The organism is Novosphingobium sp., assembly GCF_030696665.1.
Taxonomy (GTDB): domain Bacteria; phylum Pseudomonadota; class Alphaproteobacteria; order Sphingomonadales; family Sphingomonadaceae; genus Novosphingobium.
Map to the genome: position 1 here is coordinate 35,160 of NZ_JAUYRV010000044.1, position 11,927 is coordinate 47,086.

General features: G+C 62.6%; 10 protein-coding genes. 2 read left to right on the forward strand and 8 right to left on the reverse strand.

What is annotated here, in order from left to right:
- Positions 1-15: 15 nt before the first annotated feature.
- From atzF to Q8R81_RS12590, 8 genes are read right to left on the reverse strand one after another with little or no spacing between them, the layout of a single operon-like run.
- On the reverse strand, positions 16-1,785 hold the full coding sequence (atzF, locus tag Q8R81_RS12555; RefSeq protein WP_305618313.1) for an allophanate hydrolase: 1,770 nt from the start codon (positions 1,783-1,785) through the stop codon (positions 16-18).
- A complete protein-coding gene (uca, locus tag Q8R81_RS12560) occupies positions 1,782-5,393 on the reverse strand; it encodes an urea carboxylase (RefSeq protein ID WP_305618315.1) in 3,612 nt (1,203 codons plus the stop codon). Before uca ends, atzF begins: the two co-directional genes overlap by 4 nt.
- Positions 5,390-6,022 (reverse strand): urea amidolyase associated protein UAAP2, encoded by a 633-nt coding sequence (locus Q8R81_RS12565; protein ID WP_305618317.1) that lies wholly within the window; start codon positions 6,020-6,022, stop codon positions 5,390-5,392. The genes uca and Q8R81_RS12565 overlap by 4 nt, the downstream gene beginning before the upstream one ends.
- Positions 6,023-6,038: 16 nt before the next feature.
- Positions 6,039-6,863, reverse strand: a complete 825-nt coding sequence (locus Q8R81_RS12570; protein ID WP_305618319.1) for an urea amidolyase associated protein UAAP1 — start codon at positions 6,861-6,863, stop codon at positions 6,039-6,041.
- On the reverse strand, positions 6,860-7,339 hold the full coding sequence (locus Q8R81_RS12575) for a CopG family ribbon-helix-helix protein (RefSeq protein WP_305618321.1): 480 nt from the start codon (positions 7,337-7,339) through the stop codon (positions 6,860-6,862). Before Q8R81_RS12575 ends, Q8R81_RS12570 begins: the two co-directional genes overlap by 4 nt.
- Complete coding sequence (locus Q8R81_RS12580) at positions 7,336-8,097, reverse strand: ABC transporter ATP-binding protein (protein ID WP_305618323.1); 762 nt, start codon at positions 8,095-8,097, stop codon at positions 7,336-7,338. The genes Q8R81_RS12575 and Q8R81_RS12580 overlap by 4 nt, the downstream gene beginning before the upstream one ends.
- Positions 8,094-8,909: an ABC transporter permease gene (locus Q8R81_RS12585; protein ID WP_305618325.1), complete on the reverse strand. Its 816-nt coding sequence runs from the start codon at positions 8,907-8,909 to the stop codon at positions 8,094-8,096. The genes Q8R81_RS12580 and Q8R81_RS12585 overlap by 4 nt, the downstream gene beginning before the upstream one ends.
- 40 nt (positions 8,910-8,949) lie before the next feature.
- Complete coding sequence (locus Q8R81_RS12590; RefSeq protein ID WP_305618327.1) at positions 8,950-10,032, reverse strand: putative urea ABC transporter substrate-binding protein; 1,083 nt, start codon at positions 10,030-10,032, stop codon at positions 8,950-8,952.
- 243 nt (positions 10,033-10,275) lie between these two features.
- Here Q8R81_RS12590 and Q8R81_RS12595 point away from each other — a divergent pair, with 243 nt between their 5' ends.
- The gene (locus tag Q8R81_RS12595) at positions 10,276-11,169 is read left to right on the forward strand and encodes a sterol desaturase family protein (RefSeq protein ID WP_305618329.1); all 894 of its coding nucleotides are present in this window, start codon (positions 10,276-10,278) and stop codon (positions 11,167-11,169) included.
- A gap of 160 nt (positions 11,170-11,329) precedes the next feature.
- Positions 11,330-11,857: a cytochrome c family protein gene (locus Q8R81_RS12600; RefSeq protein ID WP_305618331.1), complete on the forward strand. Its 528-nt coding sequence runs from the start codon at positions 11,330-11,332 to the stop codon at positions 11,855-11,857.
- The last annotated feature ends 70 nt before the right edge of the window (positions 11,858-11,927 follow it).

Here is an 11,927-nt window from a genome sequence, read left to right on the forward strand (position 1 = left end):
CCTTTCGCTTGGGAATCAGGACTTGGCAGCAATATAGGCGCGCCAACCGCCCAGATGGGTGATGTCTTCCGCGCCAGTCAGCGCGCGCGGCTCTGACACGAAGCCCTTGACGCTGCTGCCATCGGCCAGCGTTACGGTGCCGATGGCAAGCGGCGGCGGCACATCTACCACAAAGCTGCCGAATTCGGCGACGCCCAGTTCATAGACCTCCAGCTTGATGCTTGCGCCATCTTCGCTGAACACCAGCGCAGGCTTTGGCGGCACGCTGTCGGCAATGGCGTAAAGGCGATAGCTGGGAGCGGTTTCAAATGCGCCGACGAACGTCGCATTGCGCGATGTCAGCTGCCAGTGCAGCGGCATTCCTTCAAGATGCGCGCCGACAACGGCGATTTTCACGGTCTGCATTTTGCCCTCCAGATCGAGCGGGGGTGGGGATGGTAAATCGGCGGTGGCCGCCCAGGCATCGGCAGCGGTCAGCAGTGCGCGGTCTGAATCTGCTGGGCCGATGAAGGTGAGGCCAAAGCCTGTGCCATTGGCGCGTTGCCCCGCTGGGGCGGCAACGGCTGCCATGTCCAGTAGGTTCACGAAGTTGGTGTAAGCACCAAGATTGCTGTTGAGTGCCACCGGCGCGGCGAGCAATTCGTTCACGCGATACGTCGTGCCAGTGGTGGGAAAGACCAGCATGTCGACCTGTTCCAGCAGCCCATCGGCATGGCGCTTCAGCTCGGCCATGCGGTAGATGCCGTTCCACAGCTCAACCGCGCTCTTGTCCCACCCGGCTTCCACCACGGTGCGTACCGTTGGATCGACCGCGTCGGGGTTGTCCCTTAGCAGCGTCGCCATCGCAGCGGTGCGTTCAGCCACCCACGGCCCGTTATACAGCAGCAGTGCGGCTTCCTGCAGCGGAGCCATGTCGATTTCGACCACGGTCGCCAGTTCGGCCAGCTTTTCCAGCGCCTTGTCATAGAGATATTCGGATTCCAGATCGCCGAACCACAGCCGCTGCTCGCGCCGGGGCACGCCGATGACCTTGGCGGCAAGGTTACGGTCGGCCAGCGGCTTTGACCACGGATCGGCGGGATCGAACCCGGCCAGCACCTGATCGACAAGACGCGCATCGGTTGTGTCATCGGCAAACACGGTGATGCAATCGATGCTGCGGCAAGCGGGGACGAGGCCTGCGGCGGACCAGCGGCCCTTGGTGGGTTTGAACCCGATCAGGTGGTTGAATGCGGCGGGCACGCGGCCCGATCCTGCGGTATCGGTGCCCAGCGCAATCGGCACCAGTCCGGCGGCTACTGCCACGGCAGAACCGGAACTCGATCCGCCGCTGACATAGGCAAGGTTCGAAGCATTGCGCGGAATGCCATAGGGGCTGCGCGTGCCGACGAGGCCGGTGGCGAACTGATCGAGGTTGGTCTTGCCAACGCAAATCGCACCGGCGGCCGTCAGCCGTTCGATCACCGTGGCATTGGCTTCGGGCGCGTAAGCGAAGGCAGGGCAGGCCGCTGTCGTTTCGAAGCCTGCAACGTCGATGTTGTCCTTGGCAGCAAAGGGCACGCCTGCCAGCGGCAGATGCTCACCCGCCGCCACACGTGCATCGACTGTGCGGGCTTGTGAAAGCAGATCATCGGCAGAAGCCCGGCTGATCCACACTTGCGGCTGGACCGCATCATAGGCGGCGATGCGCGCCAAGGTCGCTTCCATCACTGCAACCGCGCTGGTCGCGCCGGCACTCACGGCCTCGGCAATTGAGGCAGCGCTCTGTCGGAACGATGCGCTCATGCTGCTTTCTCCAGCGCGCACATCGGCGCTCCGGGTTGCAGGGACTGCTTTTCGGTTACGTAGAGCGCGACAACCTTGCCCGAATTGGGGCTGAGGACAGGGCATTCCATCTTCATCGATTCCAGCACGGCAATGGTATCGCCCGCCTGCACCTGATCCCCGGTTGCCACGAGCAGCTTCCACACGCTGCCCCCGAACGGCGCTTCGACCACGTCCGCACCATCAGGCACGGTGATCGCGGCTTCCTGCGGCACATCGGCATCGGCGAGGGCAGACACGCGGTCAAACTCTCCGCGTGCCTGCCAGTCGGCACGCTCGGCATCGAAAGCGGCCTTGCGGCTGGCTTCGAAGGCGCTGATGGCCTCGGCATTATCGGCAAGGTATTTGCGATAGTCGGACAGACGGAATTCGGACGGCTCGATTTCAATGGAGCGCCGCCCACTGGGGAAATCGCGCCGCCATTCGGCCAGTTCCTCAGCGCTCACCGGATAGAACCGGATCTGGTCGAAGAAGCGCAGCAGCCACGGCTTGCCCTCCGTAAAGGCCTGCGTCTGGCGATAGGTGTTCCACACCTGAATGGTCCGGCCGAACAACTGATACCCGCCGGGGCCTTCCATGCCGTAAATGCACATATAGGCCCCGCCGATGCCGACCACATTGGGCGGCGTCCATGTGCGCGCCGGGTTGTATTTCGTCGTCACCAGACGGTGCCGGGGATCGACGGGCGTGGCCACCGGTGCGCCAAGGTAGACATCGCCCAGCCCCATCACGAGGTAGCTGGCTTCGAAGATCAGGTTCTCCACGGCAGCCACATCGGGCAAGCCGTTGATGCGGCGGATGAACTCGATGTTGTCCGGGCACCACGGCGCATCATCGCGCACCGCGCCCATGTACTTCTCGATAGTCTCCAACGTCGCCGGATCGCGCCAGCTGAGCGGTAGGTGGACGATGCGTGATGGGATCGCAAAGTCCTCCAGATCGCCCAGACGTTCCTCCGCTGCAATTAGCGCAGCCAGCGCGGCAGCTTGGTCCAAAGCCTCGCCATCGAAGTGCAGTTGCAGCGAACGGATGCCCGGCACAATGTCGATCACGCCGGGCAGCGCCATGCGTTCCAACTCGGTCATCAGTGCGTGGACGCGGATCCGCATTTCGATATCGAGCACGATTGGGCCGTATTCGACGAGGATGTTGCGATCGCCCTGCTGGCGATAAACCGTGCGCGGACGTGTCGGCCCTTCGGGCAGGTCTGCAAGCACCGGAGTCTGCGTTGCTACCGCACAGGTGCGGCTAGGTGGCGTCTTGGTGCCGTTCAGAAGCAGCGCCTTTTGCGCGGCTGTCGCTGCTGTCGCTTCGGCCATTGTCACAGGCACAAAGCGCAGTTTGTCACCTGCAGAAAGCTGGCCGACCTTCCACAAATCCGCAGCGATCACCACGAAGGGGCACACGAACCCACCGAGCGAAGGACCATCCGGGCCGAGGATGATCGGCATGTCGCCGGTAAAATCCACCGCGCCGATGGCATAGGGATTGTCGTGGATGTTGGACGGGTGCAGCCCCGCCTCACCCCCATCGCGCCGCGCCCATTCGGGCTTTGGACCGACAAGGCGAACGCCGGTACGATTGGAATTGTAGTGCACTTGCCAGTCGGCGGCGACGATCATGTCGATATCGTCATCGGTGAAGAAATCGGGTGATCCGTGCGGGCCGTAGAGCACGCGCAAGGACCAATCAGTGGGCAGAGCGGGCAGAGGGATTGCGGGCGTTTCGTTGCTCGTCGCTGCGCCCGAAAGGTGCAGGACATCGCCCGCCACCAATCGCCGTGCGGCATGGCCACCGAACTGGCCGAGTTCAAAGGTGCTGCAACTGCCGAGGTAGGGCGCGAGATCGAGCCCGCCTGCGATCAGCAGATAGCCGCGCATGCCGCCACCGCCTGCGCGGCCCATGCTCAGCGTCTGGCCTTTCGCGATTTCAAACGGCTGGCCCAGCGGCACTGCCACCCCGTCCAGCGTCGCGCCGAAGTCCGCGCCCGTCAGGCACACCCGCGCCGGGGCGGAGAAGGCGAGGGTGGGACCAGTTACGGTCATTTCCAGCCCGGCCATGCCTTCTGGATTGCCGAGCAGACGGTTGCCGATGCGGAAGGACTGGTCATCCATCGGACCTGAGGGCGGCACGCCGACGGCCCAGAGCTTTTGGCGCCCCGGCCAATCCTGCACGGTGGTGGCGGTGCCGCCGCTGATCACGCGGATGCTTTGCGGCGCGTAAGTCACGCCTTCCAGTGCGCGGGTGGACACTTCGCCGGTGGTGAACGCGGCTGATGCCACAACGTCGCGCAGCCAGCGCAAGTTGGTCTCGATCCCGTCGATCCGGCTGTCCGCCAGCGCTGCCTGCATGGCGGCCACGGCGGCTTCGCGGGTATCTGCATGGACGATCAGCTTGGCCAGCATCGGATCGTAGAAGGCGCTGACTTCACTACCCGCCATGATCCACGTTTCGGCCCGCACGCTCTCCGGGAACTGCACGCAGGTCAGCGTGCCCGACGTGGGACGGTAATCGAGTGCCGGGTCTTCGGCATAGAGCCGCACTTGCACCGAGTGGCCTTTCGGTGTGGTCGGTGCGGTATCGAGGAAGCTGTAATCGCCGGCCGCGCCCCGGATCATCCATTCCACCAGATCCACGCCAAAGACCATTTCGGTCACGCCGTGTTCCACCTGCAACCGAGTGTTCATTTCGAGGAAGAAGAACTCCTCCCGGTCGGCATCGTAGAGGAACTCCACAGTGCCTGCGCTGCGATACTGTGCCGCCTCGCCAAGCCGGATTGCGGCGGAATAGAGGTTCTGGCGCACGGCTTCGGGAAGCAACGGGGCAGGGGCCTCTTCCACCACCTTCTGGTTACGCCGCTGAAGCGAGCAGTCACGCTCGCCCAGTGCCACCACGCGGCCTGCGCCATCGCCGAATATCTGCACTTCCACGTGCCGCGCGCGCCGCACGAAACGTTCGAGGAAAACGCCTGCATCGCCGAAGTTGCTTTGGCCAAGCCGCGCCACGGCGGCAAAGCCATCGCGTACATCGCCTTCGGTTTCGCACACGCGCATGCCGATGCCGCCGCCGCCTGCGGTGGCTTTCAGCATGATCGGGAAGCCGATGGCCTGCACTGCCGCAATGGCTTCTGCCTCATCGGTCAATAGGTCGCTGCCGGGGGCGAGGGGGAGACCGTGCGCTGCCGCCAGCTCCCGCGCGCTGTGCTTCAGGCCGAAAGTGCGGATGTTGTCTGCCGTCGGGCCGATGAACACGATCCCCGCTTCGGCACAGGCCGCTGCAAATTCGGTGTTTTCCGAAAGGAAGCCGTAGCCCGGATGGATCGCGCCTGCGCCCGTCTGCTTTGCCGCACCGATGATCTTGGCAATATCAAGATAGCTCTCACTTGGCCGCGCGCTGCCGATGCAAACCGCCTCGTCTGCTTCGGCAACGTGGAGCGAGCCTTCATCCGCCTCGGAATAGACCGCCACCGAGCGCAGCCCCATGCGGCGTAAGGTGCGGATGATCCGGGTGGCAATCGCGCCCCGGTTGGCGATCAGAACAGTGTCGAAAGGCTTTGGGGCGGGGGTCATGCGGCCACGATCATGCGAACGGGAGTGGGATTGAACGCGTTGCAAGGGTTGTTGATCTGCGGACAGTTGGAGACGACGACGATCACGTCCATGTCGGCGTAGAGGTCTACCGTCAGCCCCGGCGCGGAAATGCCGTCAACGATGCCCAGCGCGCCGTCGGCCTCGACTGGAACGTTCATGAAGAAATTGATGTTCGGCACAATATCGCGCTTGCCGCGCCCTTCGAGCAGGTTGGCCTCGAGGAAGTTTTCGACGCAGGCATGTTGCGACTTTGTATGATGACCATAGCGCAAGGTATTGGATTCACACGAACAAGCGCCACCGATAGTGTCATGATATTCCACTGCCGAGGCCGCGATTGTCATCATCGGGCGGCCTTCATTGGACATCAATTTGGTCCCCGTGCGCAGGAACAGGTTGCCCTGTGCCGCAACGGTATCCTGCGCGCTGTAGCGTTCGGCATCGTCGGCTGCGCTGTAGAGCAGGAAGTCGACCGCCTGATTGCCTTCAAGGTCGACGATGCGCAGGGTCTGCCCCTTGGCAACGTGATAGAGCCACGGGGCGCGCGCTGGCACGATTTCGTCGTGGACGATGGTGGCGGAAAGGCCGGAGAGGTGGGGATCGCTCATCTGATAGTTCCTCGCGTCAGCGGCGGTAGTAATCTTCGACGTTCAGGAAGGCGCGCAGGCCCTCTGGCGTCGCGTTACGGATGGGGTCGGCCTCTGTCGTCACTGCGCCGCGCCAAGCGGTCGCCCGGAGCAGTGTCACGGAATATTCGGGCCTAGGGTCAAGCACATGCGGGCAGTTGGCGATCACCACGATCACGTCCATCTCCGCCCGCAGGACGACACTGCGCCCCGGTGCAAAAGGGCCGACCTGCGGCGTGATTGCGCCGTCCAGTTCAATCTTCGTGCCCTTGAACAGGTTCACGCAAGGATGCACGTCGCGCCGCCCGAGACCATGCTTCGCCGCGCCCAGCAGAAAGCGGTCCCGCCCGTTGGGATAGGCACCGCTGTTGCGGCCCTCGCCATACTTCGCAAGGTTGGTGGCTGCGTTTGACGTGCCGCTGAAGCAATCGTGCGTCTCGGCATCGTCAGCCTCAATGCTCATCAGCACGCGGCCCATGTCGGACAGCAGCAGCTTCCCGGCGGCCAGATAGGCGTTCCACTGAACCTTGACCGTATCGGCCACGTTCAGCCGCTCGGTCGGCATTTCGGCGTTGAACACTTGGAGGCCAGCGCAGGCATCTCCCTTTAAGTCGATCAGCCGCAAGCGGCTCCCGCGCGCCAGACGCCGCGTGGCATAGCCGCCCGCCGCAATCGTCTCTTCCCACACCACGTCATCGGCAGAAACGCTATCGGGCAAGTCCGCAGCCACGGGAGGCAGCACTGGCATGGCTTCCACCACGGTGCCGCCCATGCTGCGCGCATGATCGCGCGCGGCCATAGGATTTGCGAGAGTTTCGGTCATTTCACCGCTCCATCGGGTTCGCCTTCGCTTCCGTCCTGCTCATAAAGCGGCGGGAGAAGGGCGGTTGTTGTAACGAGTTCAAGCTGATGCACCCCGCGCACGCGGCGCAGCGCATCGGAAAGGTCTTTCAGCCGCACGGCAGCGCCTTGAACCAGCAGCACTTCGAGCGACTGGTCATCCTGCAGGAACACGTGCTGCGAGGAGATCACTTCCTTGAGGTATTGCGCCTGCGTCTGCGCCAACTGGTGCCGCACCCGGCCCCGGTCACCGCGATAGATCACGGTTATAGTGCCTGCGAGTGTCTCTTCCGGCCGGGTATAGGCCTCGTGTGCGGCCAGCGCATGGCGGATCAGTTCGGCGATCAGTTGCGAACGCGAAGGCAGGCGGCGTTCATCGACCATCATGTCCAGTTTGCGGAACAGGCTGGCTGGCAGGCTCATGCTCAGGCGGGCGAGGGGTTCGGGCGCAGGAGTCATGCCACTGCCTCGGTAGCTTCTTCTTCCGCAGGTGCAGGCTTGACCAGCGGCAGATCATAGACCGCCGTCGCGCCAAAGCGGTGCGGCGCGTGGGGATCGTGGCGGCGCTTGTCGAGCGCCAGAACGCGCGTGCCAAGCGTGAAGGCCTCGCGGATGTCGTGCGTAACCATGATGACGGTGAGGTCATACTGCCGCCACAGCTTGGTGATCAGCGCATGCATATCAGCGCGGATGCCGGGATCGAGCGCGCCGAAGGGTTCATCCAGCAGCAGGATGCGCGGGCGCTTGATCAGGGCCTGCGCAATGGCAAGGCGCTGCTGCATCCCGCCGGACATTTGCGCGGGGTAAAGGTGCATGCTGTCTGCCAATCCCACCGCCGCCAGCATTTCTGCCGCCTCGGCCACAGCCGCCTTGCGCTTTGCGCCGAACAGCCGGGCCAGGAACGGTGCTGCAGTGCATTCCAGCCCGAACACCACGTTGGCCAGCACGGTCAGGTGCGGGAACACCGAATACTTCTGGAACACCACGCCCCGGTCCGGTCCGCATTCGGGCGGCAGCGGCGCGCCATCCAGCGTGATCGTCCCGCGCGTCGCCTGTTCTTGCCCAAGGATTACGCGCAGGAACGTGCTCTTGCCCGCGCCCGATGGTCCGACGACCGAGACGAAGGAGCCTGCCGCAACATCGAGATCGACCTTTTCGAGGACGATGCGGTCGCCATATTCGACCCACACGTCGCGCAGGGAAAGCAGCGCGCTCAATGTGCTGCTCCGTGCGCCCAGGGGAAGGCCTTGGTGCTGAGCTTGGAAAGCGCAACGTCCATCACGATGGCCAGCAGCGCGATCCACGCAACGTAAGGAATGATCACGTCCATCGAGAGATAGCGGCGGACGAGGAAGATGCGGTAGCCAAGGCCAACGTCAGACGCGATGGCCTCTGCCGAGATCAGGAACACCCATGCCGGGCCAAGCGCCAGTTTGAGCGCGACGATCAGGCGGGGCAAGGCTTGGGGAAGGGCCACACGCAGCAGGATTTGCCAGCTTCCAGCGCCCAAAGTCTGCGCCTTGACGATTTGCTCTCTCGGAAGCGCACCCACGTGGCCCGCCACATCGCGCACCATCACCGGGGCAATGCCTATGACGATAAGCGCGACCTTTGCGGTTTCACCAAGGCCCAGCGCGATGAACAGGATCGGAAGCAGCGCAATCGGCGGGATCACCGCGATGCCGGTCACCAGCGGGCCAAACATCGCGCGCACCGGCGGCAACACGCCCAGCACCAGACCCACCAGCAGCGCCATCGTTGTGGCAATGCCAAGGCCGAGGCCAAGGCGCTGGAGGCTGGCCAGCGTATCGGCCCAGAATACCAGATTGCCGCTGAGCACATCAGGTTCACGCATCATGCGCCACATCGCCGAAGCCATAGCGGTGGGCAGCGGCAGGATCTTGTCGGACGGGTTGATCGCGTGGCGCTGTGCCGATGCCACCAGATAGGCGATGGCCAGCAGTGCAATCGGGATGGCGGCCAGCCCGAAGGCCTGTCTGCGGCCGATCTGTCGGTTTACCCAGCGCATTGGCGCGCCTCCTTGCGGGACGTGATGGAACTGGCGCGGATCACAGCTTGCCGTCGGCGGCCAGCTTCATGAAGCTTTCGTCAAAGCGCAGGGTGACGCGCGCCGGATCGCCCAGCGTGACGCCACCGGGGAACGACATACCCACCGCATCGGCCGATGTTGCGCCCTGGAACAGCCCCTTCGAGAAGCTGAAATCGCGGACCTTCGTCATGGTTGTGATCAGGTTGGGCGAGGCGGTGGCAGCGACGGCTTCCTTGGCATCAACATAGAGGCGCGTGGTCTTGAGCTGCGCGTCGAATACGTCGGGCGTCGTTCCGGCCAGCTTGGCCATTGCCGCACGCGCTTCCTTGCCCTGTGCGTCTTGGCGGATCATCAGGCTGACGGTCTCATACCAGATGCCCGCCAGCGCCTTGCCCAGATCGGGGTTGGCCTTGAGCGTGGCGGTATCGACCACCAGCAGATCGAGGATTTCGCCGGGAATGTTGGCAGAACTGAAGACCTGCGTTGCACCGGCCTGACCGCTCATGACCGAAAGCTGCGGGTTCCAAGCAACGGCGGCCTTGGCATCGGGGCTGGCAAAAGCGGCAACGATGTCGGCATCAGCCGTGTTGATCGTCTTCACATCGGTCAGCGACATGCCTGACGAATTAAGCGCGCGCGCCAGCAGATAGTGCGAGACCGAAAGCTCGACGAGGTAGACCGACTGACCTTTGAGCGCGGCAACGGTGTCGCCGCCTTTCATCAGCACGCCATCGTTGCCGTTGGAAAAATCGCCCACGATGATCGCGCTGGTGTCTTTGCCACCGGCGGCAGGGATCGTCAGCGCGTCCATGTTGGCCACGGTCACGCCGTCAAATTTGCCGGCGGTGTACTGGTTCACGGACTCAACGTAGTCGTTCACCTGCACGACGTTGATCTTGATGCCGTACTTGTCGGCCCACTTCTTCACGATCCCGGCCTGCTGCGCATAGGGCCAGGGCATCCATCCGGCATAGATCGACCAGCCAATGCTGAACTCCGTGCGCTTGGGCGCGGGGCCTTCGGCTGAAGGCGAGCAGGACGCCGCCAGCAGCGTTGCCGCGATCAAGAGTGTCTTTCCGGTCCTGCCGATCAGCCTGAGCACTGGTGATTCCCCTTTTGCACTGCAACATGGCCTTGATGGGGGAATTTACGGGGGCTGCGTATTACGCTTTTTGCGTATGGTAATAATGACGTTGTGCCATGATACCGCCCTGCCAAGGAGTGTGGCCCGCGCCGTGCGCCCCGTCAACGCGGGGTTTTCGGGTTGGCTTACGTCATACGACGTATGCTATGAGTAATGGCGCACCGATTAGGCTCGTCCGAACTATCAGAGGGCAAGTTCCAGATGAAAGCCGACTTGAAGAAGCTCGCGGTTGATTTGCTGCCACCGTTGATGGTGGCGCTGGTCGTTGCCTTCTGGGCTTTCGCTCCGGCTGACTGGGTGAAGAGCACCTGGGTTGTGATCGGCGTGAGTTCTGCAATTACGCTGATCGTCCTCCTGCTGGAAGTGCCGTTGGAAAGGCATGCAGGATGGCGGCTTAACCGGCGTGAATTCTTCACCGACCTTTTCTATGTAGTATTGAGCGCGACAGTTATTTCCAAGGCGACCAATTTCCTTGCCGAACGCCCGCTGGATTCGCTGAAGCAATCGCTGGGCATTGCAACGCCGTGGGCCGAACAGATGCCGTGGTTGCTGCAGGTGGCGCTGGTCGTGTTCCTTGTGGAATTCGGGCAGTACTGGATGCACAGGCTGATGCACAATTCCACGCCGTTCTGGCTGACGCACGCGCCGCACCATCACATCACGCAGTTGAACGCGATGAAGGGGGCGGTCGGCAATCCGATCGAACTTTGGCTGATCAGCCTGAGCGTGGTGGCGCTGTTTGATCTCAACCAGTCAGCAGCCCTTGCAGGGTATAGCGTGATGGGCGTGGTCTCTACTTTTGCCCATGCCAATGTGCGGTCAAACCCGCCGCTGTTCTATTCGTTCTTTTTCACCACGATCCGCCATCACAGCCTGCACCATTCGGTCCCCTATGAGGACACACGCTGCAACTATGGCAATTCGCTGATCGTGCTGGACCGCATCTTTGGCACCTACAAGGAAGGTGAAGCTTCGCTGGTCGGACAGGATGACCGGCGGCGGCTTTCCATCAGGGAACAGTGGCTGTTTCCCTTCATGCCGCTGGTTGAAAAGTTCAGGGCGCGCAAAGGTGACCGGCCCACGGCTGCCAGTTGAAGGTGACCTCTCGGAACAGCCCTCAAAAACACTTCAAAGTGTGATAGGTTCCATTAATCCCGACGCCCAAAATACCGTGTTGCGCATGCGGTTTCAGCATGTTTAACTCTCTGGCCGTCCTTGCAGGATGCGCACAATCTCGGATTGAGGGTGGATGAAAATGAGCAAATCATTTCAACATATTGCGCTGATAACAGCTACCTTGCTGCTCGCTTCGTGCGGCGGTGGAGGCAGTGCAGACAAGGCCGCTGAAGGTTCGACGGCAACGACCGAAGAAACCACGACGGCAGCCGCCGCCCCGGCTCCTGCAGCAGCGACGAGCGCGGCTGCACCAACGGCTGATTCAACCGACACGCTGGATGGCACAACGCTGGCATCGCTGACTCCGGATGTTGCGCATGGCAAGACCATTTTTGCCCAGTGCAAGGCTTGCCACGCGGTTGAGGCTGGCAAGAACATGGTCGGCCCGTCGCTGGCAGGCATTGTTGGCCGTGCGGCAGGTTCGGTGGCAGGGTTCAGCTATTCGAATGCCAACAAGAACAGCGGCATTACCTGGACGCCTGAAAAGATGTTCCAGTACCTGGAAAAGCCTGCCCGCGTGGTTCCCGGCACCAAGATGGCGTTTGCCGGTCTTTCAAAGGCGCAGGATCGCGCTGACGTGATTGCCTATCTCAAGGCACCGAACTGACGCCAACGAACCTGCACACGAAAAAAGGCGCGAACCGAGCGGTTCGCGCCTTTTCTGTTATGCCTTGGTA